Raw genomic sequence first — 14,272 nt, 5'->3', positions numbered from 1 at the left:
ATGGTCCCGGTTTTTTTTGGGCGTGCGCGCCGCTTGCAGCATGCCGCCAAAGGTCTAAGATGTATTGATATGGCGGTAGCAGCGTCGCCGCCTTTCTCGCAACATGCCGGAGGGCATATGGACGAGTACAGTAACGACTACATCGGCACCATCTACGTGCTGCCGCAATCGCACGCATTCGAACTCCACACGGTGCTTCATGGCGCAGCCACCGTCATCACCGGTACCGTGGCCCAGCCGTTGGCGCAGCAACTGGCCGATGCCATACCGGGTGGCGGGGGTGTTGCCGATCCATGCCAGCTGGCCCTGCGGCCGCGCCGCGTCGAGGTGGTCACGCGTGTACTCCACGAACGTCACCGCGCGCCACACAAGATGCACTTCCTGACCCGCGTGCACGAGGTCGAAGAGCAGGGCCGGCCAGTCCCGCTGTCGGCCGTTTGACGGCGTCCCACAAAAAAAATGCCGCCCGGTTTGTACCGGGCGGCATGGATGGAGACGCATCGCAGGCTTCAGGCGAAGCTGACGAAACGCTCCGGAATATCGATTGCGCCATTCTTGGCGGCTGCTGCGTAGGTACGCATGTCGGCGATGACTGCTTCCAGCTGGTCATCGCCCGGATTTTCGATAAAACTCTTCATACGCTCCTGCAGGGCAGCTGCCTGATCACGCCATTCATATCTGGACGACTTGCTCATACTTTCTCCTCGCGGTCACACCGCTCTTATTTGCATTCACGACACCCGTTGTGAACATTTACATAATGACACAGTTTAATGGTAATAGTCGGTACGATGGCACACTGAACTTTCCACCAAGCTACATGCATAAACTCAGCCGGGTTTGAGCACGCTGCTATAGAACAGTTCCATGCGCGCCGCCAGCTGGCGCTGTGCTTCCTCGCCCGACGGCTCGGCATCCGGAAACAGAAAGCGCCCGACCGGATCACCGTTGATGCAGCCGATCAGATGCGTCAGCATGACCGACGGCGGCACGTCGTCGCGCAGTTGCAGCCGGACATCGGCGCGTGCGAAAAAGCGCGCCAGCATGTCGCGCGTCATGCGCGGGCCGCCTTCGTAAAACGCTTCGGCCAGTTCCGGATTCGTGCTCGCCTCCGCGATCACCACCCGCTGCAGGGCGATGGCATCGGGCTCGACCAGCAGCGCGTAGAAATCGCGCGCAAATTCATCGAGGATCGTGCGCAGCGGACGCGTGTCGAGCTCCATATTGCGCTCTGCAAACAGGCGCTCGCGCCGCGATGCCAGCACGGCCTTGAGCAGGCCAGCCTTGCCGCCGAACTTGACGTAGATGGTGCGCACGGCCACCCGCGCTTCACGCGCGATCGATTCCAGGCTGGTGCGGGTATAGCCGTTTTTCAGGAACAGTCGGCCAGCGGCCTCGATCAGTTCCTGGTTGCGCGTCTCGACGTCGGCTGCCTTGGGCCGCCCGGCAGATTTTATAGATGTCAATGCTGTGTTCATACGCTGGACTCTAGAGCAAAATAAAATGAAATGCAACCGTTTCATTTCTTGACTTCGTCCTATTGATGGCGAATAATGCGACGAATCCATTTCATTTCATTTCGGAGCAGCACCATGGCAGAGAACGACATCAAGGCAGGGCAGGCGAGCGCAGCGCAACCTCGGGCGGACGCTCCCGCCGCCAAGAAGCCGCCCAACAAGCGCGTTCTGGTCGTGGTCGGTGTGATTGCGTTACTGGCCATCGGCGCCGGTGGACGCATGTGGTACCGCAGCAGCCATTTTGTGGAAACCGAAAACGCCTACGTCACCGGCCGCATGCACCAGGTCTCGTCACGCGTGGCGGGTGTGGTGACAAAAGTGCTGGTGGAAGACAACCAGATGGTCAAGGCGGGCGATGTGCTGGCGCTGCTCGATCCGGCCGACCAGGCCGTGCGCGTCGAGCAGATCCAGGCGCAGATCGCCAGCATGGAGCAGCAGGTCAAGCAGTCCGATGCCCAGCTGCTGCAGGTGCGCGCCCAGGCCGGCGCCGCCGGCGCCCAGGTGCGCCAGGCCGAAGCCCAGTTGCTGCGCGCCCGGCAGGACGCCGAGCGTTTCGGCCAGCTGTACAACGACACGATGAAGGCCGTGTCGAAATCCGAAGTCGATGCGTCGAGCGCAGCGCGTGCCGGCGCCGTGGCCGACGTGGCCGCGCGCCGCGACAACGCTGCCGCCGCGCAGGCCCAGATCGGCGCCGCCGAAGCGGGCCGCGACGTGCTCAAGGCTGAAATCAAGGTGTTGCAGGCGCAGCTGAAAGACGCGCGCCAGCAACTGGCCTACAACAGCATCGTGGCGCCGGTGGCAGGGCGCATCGGCCGGCGCAGCGTTGAAGTCGGCGCGCGCGTGCAGCCGGGCCAGGCGATGCTGGCCGTGGTCGAAGACAACGTCTGGGTCGTCGCCAACTTCAAGGAAACGCAGCTGGGCGGCCTTGCGCCGGGCCAGGCCGTGAGCCTGGAAGTCGATGCGCTGCCCGACCATCATCTGGTCGGCCGCGTGGACAGCTTCTCGCCGGCGTCGGGCAACCAGTTTGCACTGCTGCCGGCCGATAACGCGACCGGCAACTTCACCAAGATCGTCCAGCGCGTGCCGGTCAAGATCACGCTCGATCCGCAAGATGTGAAGAAGTACGCGGGCCGCCTGGTGCCGGGCATGTCGGTGGTGGCCGAGGTCAGGCTGAACCAGGACGTGAAACCGACGCAGACCGCAGCCGCGCGCTAAGCACACCATGACCAGCTTGAGCAAATCAGCCCCGTCGGGCGCGATGGGCAGCGGCATGCCGGGCGCGCCCGCGAATGGCGCTGCAGTGGACATGCGCACCTGGGTCGCGATCGCCGCCGGCATGCTGGGCGCCTTCATGGCGGTGCTCGACATCCAGATCACCAATTCGTCGCTGCGTGACATTCTTGGCACGCTGTCGGCCACGCAGGAAGAAGGCTCGTGGATCTCCACCGCCTACCTGTGCGCCGAGATCGTCGTGATCCCGATGACGGCGCTGTTTACGCGCGCCTTCGGGTTGCGCAACTACATGATGGGCACCACTGCACTGTTTCTCGTGTTCTCGACGCTGTGCGGCGCGGCCTGGAGCCTGGACAGCATGATCGTGTTTCGCATGCTGCAGGGCTTTACCGGCGGCGCGCTGATCCCGATGGCGATGATGCTCGTGATGACGCGCCTGCCGCCCTCCAAGCGCGCCACCGGCATGGCCATCTTCGGCCTGACCGCAACGCTCGCGCCGGCCATGGGCCCGACGCTGGGCGGGTATCTGACCGAGCTGTATGGCTGGCCGTCGGTGTTCTACATCAACTGGGTGCCGGGCGTGCTGCTCATCGCCGGCATGATGTGGGGGATGGATTCGGAGAAGTCCAACGTCCGCACGCTGATCAAGGCCGACTGGCTCGGCATCGGGCTGATGGCCATGGGCCTGGCCTGCCTGACGATCTTCCTCGAAGAAGGCAACTCGAAGGACTGGTTCGATTCGAGCTTCATCGTGACCTTCGCCGCGCTGTCGCTGACGGGCATCCTGGGCTGGATCGCGCTCAGTTTTACGCGCCCCGATCCGTTCGTGAACCTGGCGCTGTACGGCCAGCGTAACTTTTTGGTCGCGACCACGCTGTCGGCAGTCATCGGCATGGGCCTGTATGGCTCGGCCTACCTGCTGCCGCTGTACCTGGGCCAGATTGCCGGCTACACGCCGATGCAGATCGGCGAAGTGATCGCCTGGGTCGGCCTGCCGCAACTGCTGGTGATGCCGTTCGCGGCCAAGCTGTCCTCGAAAGTGGACAACCGCATCCTGTGCAGCTTTGGCCTGTTCATGTTTGGCATCTCGTGCATCATGAATTCGTACATGGATGCGACCACCGGCTACGACCAGCTGATGTGGACGCAGGTCGTGCGCGCCATCGGCCAGCCGTTCGTGATGCTGACGCTGTCGAACTTCGCCATGTCCGGCCTGCCGCCGCGCGAAATGGGCTCGGCCTCGAGCCTGTTCAACATGACGCGCAATCTCGGTGGTTCGGTCGGCATCGCGCTGCTGGCCACCACGCTGACCAACCGCGAACACTTTCACTCGGCGCGCCTGGGCGAGGCCGTCTCGACCTATGCGCCGGCCACGCAGGAGCGGCTCGACATGCTGACCCAGGCCTTCATTGCCAAGGGCATCGACCCGGCGGCTGCGGCCAACCAGGCGCTGGGCGTGGTCGACCGCCTCGTGCGGCGTGAATCGTATGTGATGGCCTACAACGACGGCTTCTGGATCATCGGCATCATCCTGATCGGCTGCATCGCAGCGATCTGGATGGCCGACAAGGTCAAGTCGCCCGGCGGTGGCGGCGGTGGCCACTGAACCCGCATTCAATTGAAAAGACAAACCATGTTCAAGCCTGTACTTAACGGCGTCCTTGCGATCGCCATCAGCACCCTGTTCGCCGGCTGCACCACGCTGGGCCCGGATTTCAAGGCGCCGCCGGCACCCGCCGATGCGGCTTTCCGCCACGTCGATGCGAGCACGAACGGCGCGCGCCTGCCGGCCACCTGGTGGCAGGTGTTTGGCGACGCGACGCTCGATACGCTCGAGACGCGCGCCTTGCGCGACAACCCGGGCGTCGAAGCGGCAGCCCAGCGCCTGTTGCAGGCGCAGGCCCAGCTGGGCGTCGTGCGCGCCGGACAGCTGCCGTCGGTGTCGGTGGGCGCGGGCGTGTCCAATGCCCGCACGTCGAGCGAAACGTCGCAGGGCCTGGCCCTCGGTGGCCGCTCGATCGAGGGCAACAACTACAGCGTGGCCGCGTCGTTCTCGTATGAGCTCGACCTGTGGGGCCGCGTGCGCCGCATCGTCGAAGCGAGCGACGCGCAGGCACTGGCCGCGCAGATCGACCGCGATGGCGTGCTGCTGATGCTCTCCGGCCAGGTGGCGTCGAACTACTGGCAGTTGCGCGGGCTGGACGCCGAGCTGGCGATCCTGCGCGACGCACTGGCCACGCGGCGCGAGTCGCAGGATCTGATCGAAGCGCGCTTCAATGCCGGGCTGTCGAACGAGCTCGATGTGTCGCGCACCCGCATCGAGCGCGCCAACGCCGAAGCCGACCTGCACGAAGTCCAGCGTCAGCGCAATCTGGTCGAACACGCGCTGGCCACGCTGGTGGGCGCCTCGCCTACAGCACCGCTGCTGCCCGAGACGGCGGCGGGCACATTGCCGCAGCCGCCATCGATCCCGGTGGGCCTGCCGGCCAGCCTCGTGGGCCAGCGCCCCGATCTGGCGGCCAGCGTGGCGCAGCTGAAGGCGGCCAATGCACAGATCGGCGTGGCCGAGGGCGCGTTTTATCCGGCGCTGTCGCTGACCGGGAATTTCGGCTATGCGTCGCAAAGCCTGAATGATTTGACCAGCGGCGGCGCGCGCCAGTTCTCGGCAGGGCCACTGGCCCTGTCGCTGCCGATCTTCGACGGTGGCCGCAACCGCGCCAACCTGGCGCTGGCGCAGGCGCGCTACGACGAGGCGCGGGCGAACCACGACACGCGCCTGCTCACGGCGCTGCGCGAAGTGGAAGATGCGCTGTCGGACGTCGAGCAGCGCTCGAAGCAGGGCGATGTGCAGGCCCAGTCGCAGCAGGCAGCGGCGCGCGCGCTGCTGGTGGCGCAGGCGCGTTACGACCGCGGCGTCTCGACCTACCTGGACGTGACCGACGCCCAGCGCAGCACGCTGGCCGCCGACCGCGCCGCGGCGCAGATCCGCACCCAGCGCCTGCTGGCGACGGTGGCAGTGGCGCGTGCCCTGGGTGGTGGGTGGGAGCAGGGCGCGGCACTGGCCACCGTGCGCTGAAACGTGTCGACCCGTGGTTGTCACGACCGACCACGGGTAAGTGTTGCGTAATGGTGCACACGAGGTGCACACGATTCAGATTAGATTCCAATGGGCAATATCGGGTGATATATTTGCGCTCGCTGAAAGAAAACAGACAGTTTTCTTTGCGACCCACTGATCTCGACCCCTCCCATGAAAAACAAGAACCTCACGATCGGCGCCCGGCTGGCTTTCGGCTATGGCGTCGTCTTTTTGCTGATGATTGTCCTGGTTGCGCTGGGCGCGAGCCGCGTGGGGCGCATCGAAAATGTCCTGAATTACATCAACGACGTGAACAGCGTCAAACAGCGCTACGCGATCAATTTCCGCGGCAGCGTGCACGACCGCGCGATCGCCTTGCGCGATGTGGTGCTGGCGGCCGACCCGGCCGGCGCTGCGGCGCCCATCGCGCTGATCAAGACGCTGGACGACAACTACGCGCGCTCGGCCGGCCCGCTGGACGCCCTGTTTGCCGAGCGCACCGACATGCTGCCCGAAGAGAAAGACGCGCTGGCCGCCATCAAGGCGCAGGAAAACCTCACCAAGCCGCTGATCGAGCGCGTGATCGCGCTGCACGCCGCCGGCCAGGGCGCCGAGGCCGCCGCGCTGCTGTCGCAATCGGCCGCGCCGGCCTTTACCGGTTGGCTCGCCAGCATCAACCGCCTGATCGACCTGGAAGAAAAACTGAATAACGAAGCGGCCGCCGATGCACGCGCGATGGCCAAGGGCTTCGTCGGCTGGATGGCGCTGCTGTGCCTGGGCGCGATTGCCGCCGGTTCGCTGGCGGCCTGGTACACGGCCCGTGGCCTGCTGCGCCAACTGGGCGGCCAGCCGGATTACGCGGCGTCGATCGCTTCGGCGATCGCCGGTGGCGACCTGGGCGTGGCAATCGTCACCCGTCCGGGCGACAACACGAGCCTGCTGTTTGCGATGCAGGGCATGCGTGACAGCCTGGTGCGCATCGTCTCGCAAGTGCGCAATGGCACGCTGGCAATCAGCGCCGTCTCCACCGAAATCGCCGACGGCAACCGCGACCTGTCCAGCCGCACCGAACGCCAGACCGGCACGCTGCACGCCACCGCCACGTCGGTCACCCAACTGACCGGCATCGTGCGCCAGAATGCCGAGAATGCACGCCAGGCCAACAGCCTGGCCGAGTCGGCATCGGCCGTGGCGCTGCGCGGTGGCGAGGTTGTCGCGCAAGTGGTCGACACGATGGCATCGATCAACGAATCGTCGAAAAAGATCGTGGACATCATCGGCGTCATCGATGGCATCGCGTTCCAGACGAATATCCTGGCGCTCAATGCCGCCGTCGAAGCGGCGCGTGCGGGCGAGCAGGGCCGTGGCTTTGCCGTGGTTGCCACCGAGGTGCGCAATCTGGCGCAGCGCTCGGCTGCAGCGGCGAAGGAAATCAAGGTCCTGATCGGTAGCTCGGTCGAGCGTGTTGACGCGGGCGCCGTGCTGGTCGACCGCGCCGGCGAAACCATGGGCGAAATCGTCACGGGTGTCAAACGCGTGACCGACATCATGGCCGAGATCAGCCACGCAACGGTCGAGCAGAACGCCGGCATCGAGCAGGTCAATGGCGCGATCGCGCAGATCGACGAAGCCACGCGCCAGAACGCGGCGCTGGTGCAGCAGGCCAGTGGTTCGGCCGCCACGCTGGAAGATGAATCGCAGCGCCTGGCGCAGTTGGTCAGCATCTTCCGGCTGAACGCCGATGTGCCCGCCGGTGCACATGCCGCACCGAAGGCATCAGGCTATCAACCGCATTTGCTTAATTGATTTTTTCACAAGTGTACGGTGTCGCACAGAGCGGTTGTTGGGGATGGCGTTTAATGACTACACCAACAACCTAATAAGGGACTTCACCATGAAATCGTTCATCGCCACCTTGATCACCGCCGCAGCCTTCGCCGCCGTTGGTATCGCACCTGCAGCCGCCCAGACCGTCAACAAGGCTGCGCACAAAACGGCCATGGACAAGGCCAAGGCCGACTACAAAGTCGCCAAAGACAAGTGCGACGCCATGAGCGGCAACGCAGAAGACATCTGCGAAGATGAAGCAAAGCTGATGCGCGCAAAGGCCGAGCACGATGCAGTGGTGAAGTTCGACAACACCGGCAACAACGTGATGAAAGCACGCGGTAACGTCATCGAAGCCGAGTACGACCTGGCTGACGAAAAATGCGACGCCCTGAAAGGCGATGCAGAAGACAAGTGCGAAATGCAAGCCAAGTCGACCCGCGACGCAGCACGCGACGCCAACAAGGCCAAGTAATTCCTGACCCGCGCCTGGCCGCACCTCACTGCGGCTGGCACTTGTCATGAAAACGTCGTCCCCGGACTGGTTCCGCGGACGGCGTTTTTGTATCTGGCGTACGTGTGGTCTTGACGCCACAGTTGCCACCTACGGGGCATGGGGTGTGCAGACACGCCCGGTGGGGCAGATGGCGGGCGCTATAATCGCCCGGTGAATAAACTCGAAGCCTTTGGATATATCGCCGCGCAAGCTGTCCGCGGCGAAATCACGTTCCCTACCAGCGTCAATGCCGTGCTGCGTCTGCAGCAGGCGCTCGACAATCCCGATTGCCATATCGATGAGGCCATCAGGCTGGTGCTGGCCGAACCACAGCTGGCGGCGCGCACGGTCGCTCTGGCCAATACGGCCGCATTTGGCGGCGGTGGCTCGGTGCCCGTGACCAATGTCCGCACGGCCGTGACGCGCATTGGCTATCGCCGCCTGCAGGCGCTGGTTGCGAGTCTGGTGGTGCGCCAGTTCGGCAACCGCATCAACGATCCGCAACTGCGCGCCAAGGCCGAACAATTGTGGGAGCACACCACTCACATGGCCGCGATCGCCTATTCGCTGGCGCGCCGCGTGACCGGAGTCAATCCTGATACCGCATTGTTTGCCGGCATCGTGCACGAGGTGGGCGCGTTCTACCTGCTGGCGCGGGCCGACGAATTTCCCGGCCTGCTCGACGACGATGCCGACAACTGGGGCGCGCTGTGCGAGGACGTGGTCAGCGCCGAAGTGATGAAGAAGCTGTCGATTCCACCGGCCGTCTCCGACGCCATCGCCGACATGCGCGGCGGCTGGCTCAATATGCCACCCGCCACCTTGCTCGATACGCTGCTGATGGCCAATCAATATGCACCGGTACCATCGCCGCTAGACAGCCAGCGCGAGCCATTGCCGCCGCATGGCGAAAACGCGATCGACTTCGTGTTCGATGAAGCCATGCTGGCCGAGATCCTGGAAGAGGCGGCCGAGACCGCACGCGCAATGGGTGGTGTCTCGTTAGTGTGATCCGATTTTCAATGTAAATACGATGTTGGTAATGATACTATTGATCATTACTAATTTCTACATGGAACTATTGTGATCAAGCTTGGCGTATGTCTGACGGCGTTACTGGCAATGACGGGCGCACACGCCGGTGTGCTCGATATCGGTTCGGTGATGGGCGGCGCAAATGTCTTCACTGCTGGTAATTTCACGGCCAATTCAAGCGATGTCGAAGGCGCCATCGTTTCGGGCGGCAATGTCTCGATCGCCAGTTACGCGGTCAATCAGAACGGCAAGGCTGCGTATGGCGGCTACGCAGTAGCCGCGGGCGGCAATCTGTTCCTGCAAAATGGCGCGATCAGTAACGGCAAGACCTACGCCGGCGGCACGACCACCCTGAACAATGCGGCGCAGACGCCAGCTACCAACGTCAGCCCGGTCGACTTTGCCATTGCAGCCCAGCAGTTCAAGGACATCGCCAGTGGACTTAGTATGGTTTCATCCACCGGCACGGTCACGCGCGAGTACAGTGCCAACAAGGTCATCGGCAGCGGCAAGGGCGGTGTCGACGTGTTCAATGTGAATGCCGACTTTTTCAACGGCGGCGACAACTGGAGGCTGAGCGGACTCAGTGCAGGCCAGACGCTGATTTTCAACATCAGCGGCAAGCAGGGCGGCTTCAATGGCGGCAATATCGGCTTTGATCCACTGAGCGGCTACAACGTGCTGTTCAACTTCTACGAAGCCGAAACCATCAACGTCAATGGCATTATCGGCAGCGTGCTGGCGCCGTATGCCACTGTCGAAAATGGCTGGGGCGTGATCAATGGTCAGGTGGTTGCCGATACCTGGAACTCGAACGTCCAGGTGAACTCGAACCATTACTTCAAGCCGGTCGATGTGGCTGGCTTCGAGCTCGTCAAGAAGATGCCGCCGGCAGAGGTGTCCGAACCGGGTACGCTGGCGTTGATGCTGGCAGGCGCGGTTGGTGTCGCCGGCGTTGCCGCCTCGCGCAGGCGCCGCCTGCGCGCAGCCTGCGCCTGAATCGATTTGGTCGTTATGCCGGCGGCGAGGTCACCGGCTGTGCTTCGGCCAGCATGCGCTCGACCGTCCGGGCCAATTCGCGTGCCTTCCAGCGGCGACGTGTCAGCATCAATGCCGTCAGAACCACACCGCACAACGCCATCGCCGCCGCAACCCACTGCGGCGCGGTGTAGGCAAAACCCAGCGTCAGCGGAATCCCGCCCAGCAACGCGCCCAGCGCATTGCCGACATTGAAACCAGCCTGGCCCAGCGACGAGCCCAGCATCTCGGCTTCGCGCGAATGCTCGATCAGGAGCACCTGGACCGGCGGGCCAATGGCCAGCGCGTTGGCGCCAGTCAGGAACGCCAGCACCACCATCGCAATTTTCGACTCAGCCATCAGGCCATTGCACAGCAGCAGTACCACCATCGAGACCATCAGGATCAGCAGGGCCGGCAGTGGATGGAACTTGTCGGCCAGATAGCCGCCAAACTGCACGCCGACCGTCATGCCGACACCGACCGCCGTCATGATCAGCGGCAGCGCACCCGTGCTGAAGCCCGTGACATCGGTGAGTAGCGGCGCGATATAGCTGAACCACGCGAAGAAGCCGCCGGTACCGATCGAGACGATGCCCAGGGCCAGCCACAGATCCAGATGCCGGAAGATGCGCAGGTCCTGCATCAGGCCCGTACGTTTGCTTGGCTCGATCGGCGGCACCCACTGATACAGGCTCCACATGGTCAGCAAGCCAATGACCGCAACGATCAGGAACACCATGCGCCAGTCGAACGCATGGCCGATCCAGGTGCCAAGCGGCACGCCCAGTACGTTGGCCAGCGTCAGGCCGGTAAACATCATGGCCATCGCCGCGGCGGTCTTGCCCGGCTCGGCCAGGCGGCTGGCGACGACCGCGCCCACGCCAAAGAAGGCGCCATGCGGCAAGCCGGCCAGGAAGCGCGAGGCCATCATCGTCTCGAAGTTCGGCGCGAACGCCGACATCGCATTGAATACGGCGAACATCAGCATGAACCAGATCAGCACGGTGCGTGGCGGACGGCCGGCGACAATGGTCACGAGGGTCGGCGCGCCGACCACGACACCGAGCGCATAGGCGGTGATAAGGTAACCGGCTTGCGGAATCGTGATCTGCAGACCGCGGGCGATATCGGGCAGGATGCCCATCATGACGAATTCGGTCATGCCAATGCCGAAGCCGCCAAGGGCGAGGGGAAGTAGGCTTTTCTTGATCACAGGGGAGGTGGTTGTACTGCGGTGGAAAATGATCCCTGCCGACGGAGGAATTTGCGGCTGGGTCTGCCACTATACCGGCTGCACGACTAAACGTCCGCTCACCAGTCGTGATGACAGGTATAGGGCGCCCGTATGGGGCACCTCAAGCGGGCAGCGATTCGTCGTCGTCCGGCGGCCACACGATGCGGCCATGGCCCACATCGCCCAGCCGCGCGCGGATGCCGGCAGCGTCGCTTGCCGGCAGGCTGAACGTGAACTGCACGTCGTCGCCATGCGCTACATCATCGAGCGTGGCGCCGGCCGCATCGAGCTCGCGCCGAAGCATTCCTTCCATCGCATACGGCGCGCTGCAGCGCAGCTGGCGCAGCTTGATGATCGGGATCTTCGGCACGCCCAGCAGCGCCTGCGCCACGCTGTCGGTATAGGCCCGCACGAGGCCGCCCGCGCCAAGCTTGATGCCACCGAAATAGCGCACCACCGTGGCCAGCACGCCATCGAGATCCTGATGGCGCAGCACATCGAACATCGGTCGCCCGGCAGTGCCGCTCGGCTCGCCATCATCGACCGCCGCCGACTGGCCGCCGGCCAGCAAGGCCCAGCACACATGCGCCGCGCCAGGATGCTGCGCACGCAGCGCCGCCACGACCTGTTGCGCGCCAGCACGGTCAGCCATCGGCTGCACGCACGCGATGAAGCGGCTTTTCTTGATGATCAGTTCGTGGTGGACGGCGCTGGCAATGGTTTGGGGCATGGGGCGCGCAGTAAAAGGACAACGAAAACGACAACGCCAACCCGAAGGTTGGCGTTGTCGATGAATCTTTGGTAGGCCGTGCGGGATTCGAACCTGCGACCAACGGATTAAAAGTCCGCTGCTCTACCAGCTGAGCTAACGACCCGAAGAAGACGAGATTATAGCGGCACTTGGCAGATTTACCAAGTGCTTCCGCTCATTCTTTCTTTTTGTCTATGTCAGCGTGGTACTCGTCGCCTTGTTCCTGCGCGTGTTGTTCGCCTTCTTCCGAGACATCTTCGCCTTCGATGACCTTGTCTTCAGCCTGCACATCGTGCATGGCGTGCGGCTCAAGTTCTTCGGCGCTGACGTTCATGCGGACGAACAGGCCCCAGGTAGCGAGCAGGGCGGCAGCAGCAACACCAATCGACGCAGCGTGCGGCAAGTATTCCGGGCTGCCATGGACGAACTGGAACACACCGATCAGGCACTCGACCGACAGGGACACGACGACCACGATCAGGAAGCGCGACAGGAAGCGCCGTACGCGGGTAGGCGAGCTGATGTTGGCTTCGCGCTGGATTTCTTCTTCCAGCACGGTTTGGCCAAGGCCAAGCGCGGCTACGGCGATGGTCAGCATGCCGATGCATTCAAGGATGAGGTCGAAGCGTTCGCGGGCAACGGTATCGGCGGAAGGGCTGAGGGCAGACCAGATTTCGACGCCAGCCAGCACGACAAGGCCGATGCCGCAGGCGAAGAACAGGATGACGATGAACACGTAACCGAGTTCGAAGAGTTTTGTTATGGCTTTCACGGGGGGAGCGGTGGTTGTAAAGATGCGAGACTTTAGCAGTAAAGGCTGAGTTGGCGATGTTCAGGAGGTGGTGGGTGTGGACGTTGTGCGACAGCGAGTGGGGGACGTGCGCAACGAGTAGGTCACTCCTGTCTATTTGCTACAGAGACGCGTGTGGTTACATTCGTTTAATAACTAATTCTAGAGAAGTTTTCATGGTGAAAATTCAGATGAGACATGGGCGAGAAAAATACTTAGCCCTGAATAGAGGTCTGCTATAGAGGGGCGCATGTCCTCGAGTCTGTACGGGTAGGCTTGGGGTTCACCTGTAGACTTTTTGTGATTTAGACTGTCAGCGGACGATGCCCGTTGAAGACGGACTTACTATTCAATTTCCAAAAGCATTTTTCTACGTGAGAACTCCCTTTTAAGAAATTGAATCAGCTGCTCTTTCTCAATGATAGTCAAATTCTCTTTGTCGTCCGGCGCATTCCACTTTTCAATGGTGTTCTGATAAAGCACGAAGTCGGCAGATCCGTATCCCTTTAAAAACGCCTCGCCATATATAGTGATGCTCTTTCTTCCAACCTTTACCCAAAGATGGCCACGTGTGATTTCTACTAGCTCCACGTCGCCTACCTCCTAAAAATCGCTTTCGTTGCCTAGTTTTAGAATAAATTTGACTAGCCATTCGGCGACGTCGCCTCAAATCGTGAAAAATAATAATAAAGATCACTTGGCGCGTTTAGTAATAGCTTCACATAATTTTTCTAAAATCCTAAATCTGCGTATAAAATTTAATTTGCAAGCTTAGATCACCTTGTTTCGCATCATAGAAAAACATGACTTCCCCCCAGTCACAAGAATCAAGCGAAGCAGAACTTGGATGATTACTCATGAATTTAGTATTCCAAAAACTCTGGCATTTTTTTATTATTCTCGATTCAAGGATGCTGAGATCGAAAAATTCGACCAAATCAAATAAAAACGTAAAGGAAACTGACCTGTCTTTTTCAAACTCGATCACGCCGTCGGCCAAATTTCCGAAAATATTGACTTTTTGCAAAAATTTATAACGTATTCGAAAATTTTCCTGTTGAGTCGGCGCTGAACAAAGATTTTCGATAGCGCTGATGGAAAATTTTTTTTCAAATATCACTGGTTGGGAATCTATAAGGATTGTGCCTTTTCCCCAGTCTAATCTTGCAGAAAGCACAGTTATTCCTGAGATAAGATTTGCCATGCAGCCGAGACACGCGCTATACCGGATGTATTTTTGCTGGAGGCGCTTGGCAGGAAAGCGTTGATCGTCGTTTTTGACGAATACAT

The 14,272-nt window shown here is 61.6% G+C and carries 15 protein-coding genes and 1 tRNA gene; 8 read left to right on the top strand and 8 right to left on the bottom strand.

All coding sequences use genetic code 11. The features are described from left to right. The first annotated feature begins 117 nt into the window (after positions 1–117). Complete coding sequence (locus ACZ0AJ_RS15415; protein ID WP_499455345.1) at positions 118–441, top strand: hypothetical protein; 324 nt, start codon at positions 118–120, stop codon at positions 439–441. Positions 442–509: 68 nt separating this feature from the next. Here ACZ0AJ_RS15415 and ACZ0AJ_RS15410 read toward each other — a convergent pair whose 3' ends face one another. Both ACZ0AJ_RS15410 and ACZ0AJ_RS15405 read right to left on the bottom strand, forming a co-directional pair. Continuing rightward, on the bottom strand, positions 510–695 hold the full coding sequence (locus ACZ0AJ_RS15410) for a hypothetical protein (protein ID WP_183555857.1): 186 nt from the start codon (positions 693–695) through the stop codon (positions 510–512). Positions 696–830: 135 nt separating this feature from the next. Beyond that, on the bottom strand, positions 831–1,478 hold the full coding sequence (locus ACZ0AJ_RS15405) for a TetR/AcrR family transcriptional regulator (RefSeq protein ID WP_499455517.1): 648 nt from the start codon (positions 1,476–1,478) through the stop codon (positions 831–833). Between the two features lie 114 nt (positions 1,479–1,592). Between ACZ0AJ_RS15405 and ACZ0AJ_RS15400 the strand changes: the two genes are divergently transcribed. The 7 genes from ACZ0AJ_RS15400 to ACZ0AJ_RS15370 all read left to right on the top strand — a co-directional run bounded on the left by ACZ0AJ_RS15400 (position 1,593) and on the right by ACZ0AJ_RS15370 (position 10,186). Next, on the top strand, positions 1,593–2,732 hold the full coding sequence (locus tag ACZ0AJ_RS15400; protein ID WP_499455343.1) for an HlyD family secretion protein: 1,140 nt from the start codon (positions 1,593–1,595) through the stop codon (positions 2,730–2,732). A gap of 7 nt (positions 2,733–2,739) precedes the next feature. Next, positions 2,740–4,356, top strand: coding sequence for a DHA2 family efflux MFS transporter permease subunit (locus ACZ0AJ_RS15395; protein WP_499455515.1), 1,617 nt, complete (start codon positions 2,740–2,742; stop codon positions 4,354–4,356). A 27-nt stretch (positions 4,357–4,383) separates the two neighbouring features. Beyond that, entirely contained in the window at positions 4,384–5,826 is a 1,443-nt protein-coding gene (locus ACZ0AJ_RS15390) for an efflux transporter outer membrane subunit (RefSeq protein WP_499455341.1), read from the top strand. 174 nt (positions 5,827–6,000) lie between these two features. Then, positions 6,001–7,635 (top strand): methyl-accepting chemotaxis protein, encoded by a 1,635-nt coding sequence (locus ACZ0AJ_RS15385; RefSeq protein WP_499455340.1) that lies wholly within the window; start codon positions 6,001–6,003, stop codon positions 7,633–7,635. 88 nt (positions 7,636–7,723) lie between these two features. After that, positions 7,724–8,131, top strand: coding sequence for a cell envelope biogenesis protein TolA (locus ACZ0AJ_RS15380; RefSeq protein WP_183555851.1), 408 nt, complete (start codon positions 7,724–7,726; stop codon positions 8,129–8,131). Positions 8,132–8,323: 192 nt separating this feature from the next. Next, positions 8,324–9,163: an HDOD domain-containing protein gene (locus tag ACZ0AJ_RS15375; RefSeq protein ID WP_499455339.1), complete on the top strand. Its 840-nt coding sequence runs from the start codon at positions 8,324–8,326 to the stop codon at positions 9,161–9,163. A gap of 111 nt (positions 9,164–9,274) precedes the next feature. After that, positions 9,275–10,186, top strand: coding sequence for a choice-of-anchor A family protein (locus ACZ0AJ_RS15370; protein ID WP_499455338.1), 912 nt, complete (start codon positions 9,275–9,277; stop codon positions 10,184–10,186). A gap of 13 nt (positions 10,187–10,199) precedes the next feature. Here the strand turns inward: ACZ0AJ_RS15370 and ACZ0AJ_RS15365 are convergent, their stop codons facing one another. The 6 genes from ACZ0AJ_RS15365 to ACZ0AJ_RS15340 all read right to left on the bottom strand — a co-directional run bounded on the left by ACZ0AJ_RS15365 (position 10,200) and on the right by ACZ0AJ_RS15340 (position 14,186). Further along, a complete protein-coding gene (locus tag ACZ0AJ_RS15365; protein ID WP_499455511.1) occupies positions 10,200–11,420 on the bottom strand; it encodes an MFS transporter in 1,221 nt (406 codons plus the stop codon). Positions 11,421–11,562: 142 nt separating this feature from the next. Further along, on the bottom strand, positions 11,563–12,171 hold the full coding sequence (locus ACZ0AJ_RS15360) for an IMPACT family protein (protein WP_499455335.1): 609 nt from the start codon (positions 12,169–12,171) through the stop codon (positions 11,563–11,565). A gap of 69 nt (positions 12,172–12,240) precedes the next feature. Next, a tRNA-Lys gene (locus tag ACZ0AJ_RS15355) sits at positions 12,241–12,316 on the bottom strand. A 51-nt stretch (positions 12,317–12,367) separates the two neighbouring features. Further along, entirely contained in the window at positions 12,368–12,964 is a 597-nt protein-coding gene (locus ACZ0AJ_RS15350) for a hypothetical protein (protein WP_499455334.1), read from the bottom strand. A 363-nt stretch (positions 12,965–13,327) separates the two neighbouring features. Next, positions 13,328–13,573, bottom strand: a complete 246-nt coding sequence (locus ACZ0AJ_RS15345; protein ID WP_499455333.1) for an Imm74 family immunity protein — start codon at positions 13,571–13,573, stop codon at positions 13,328–13,330. Between the two features lie 148 nt (positions 13,574–13,721). Then, the gene (locus tag ACZ0AJ_RS15340) at positions 13,722–14,186 is read right to left on the bottom strand and encodes a hypothetical protein (protein ID WP_499455508.1); all 465 of its coding nucleotides are present in this window, start codon (positions 14,184–14,186) and stop codon (positions 13,722–13,724) included. Between the last annotated feature and the right edge of the window lie 86 nt (positions 14,187–14,272).

The organism is Telluria sp. AC161 (assembly GCF_979258535.1).
Note: the sequence above shows the minus strand (reverse complement) of the source record. Positions and strands in the feature narration are given on the sequence as shown.

What these genes read in the sequence shown, in the direction of transcription:
- ACZ0AJ_RS15340 (WP_499455508.1), bottom strand. Translation starts at nt 14,186, where the DNA reads ATGGCAAATCTTATCTCAGGAATAACTGTGCTTTCTGCAAGATTAGAC.
- ACZ0AJ_RS15415 (WP_499455345.1), top strand. Translation starts at nt 118, where the DNA reads ATGGACGAGTACAGTAACGACTACATCGGCACCATCTACGTGCTGCCG.
- ACZ0AJ_RS15395 (WP_499455515.1), top strand. Translation starts at nt 2,740, where the DNA reads ATGACCAGCTTGAGCAAATCAGCCCCGTCGGGCGCGATGGGCAGCGGC.
- ACZ0AJ_RS15390 (WP_499455341.1), top strand. Translation starts at nt 4,384, where the DNA reads ATGTTCAAGCCTGTACTTAACGGCGTCCTTGCGATCGCCATCAGCACC.
- ACZ0AJ_RS15380 (WP_183555851.1), top strand. Translation starts at nt 7,724, where the DNA reads ATGAAATCGTTCATCGCCACCTTGATCACCGCCGCAGCCTTCGCCGCC.
- ACZ0AJ_RS15405 (WP_499455517.1), bottom strand. Translation starts at nt 1,478, where the DNA reads ATGAACACAGCATTGACATCTATAAAATCTGCCGGGCGGCCCAAGGCA.
- ACZ0AJ_RS15410 (WP_183555857.1), bottom strand. Translation starts at nt 695, where the DNA reads ATGAGCAAGTCGTCCAGATATGAATGGCGTGATCAGGCAGCTGCCCTG.
- ACZ0AJ_RS15385 (WP_499455340.1), top strand. Translation starts at nt 6,001, where the DNA reads ATGAAAAACAAGAACCTCACGATCGGCGCCCGGCTGGCTTTCGGCTAT.
- ACZ0AJ_RS15360 (WP_499455335.1), bottom strand. Translation starts at nt 12,171, where the DNA reads ATGCCCCAAACCATTGCCAGCGCCGTCCACCACGAACTGATCATCAAG.
- ACZ0AJ_RS15370 (WP_499455338.1), top strand. Translation starts at nt 9,275, where the DNA reads ATGACGGGCGCACACGCCGGTGTGCTCGATATCGGTTCGGTGATGGGC.
- ACZ0AJ_RS15400 (WP_499455343.1), top strand. Translation starts at nt 1,593, where the DNA reads ATGGCAGAGAACGACATCAAGGCAGGGCAGGCGAGCGCAGCGCAACCT.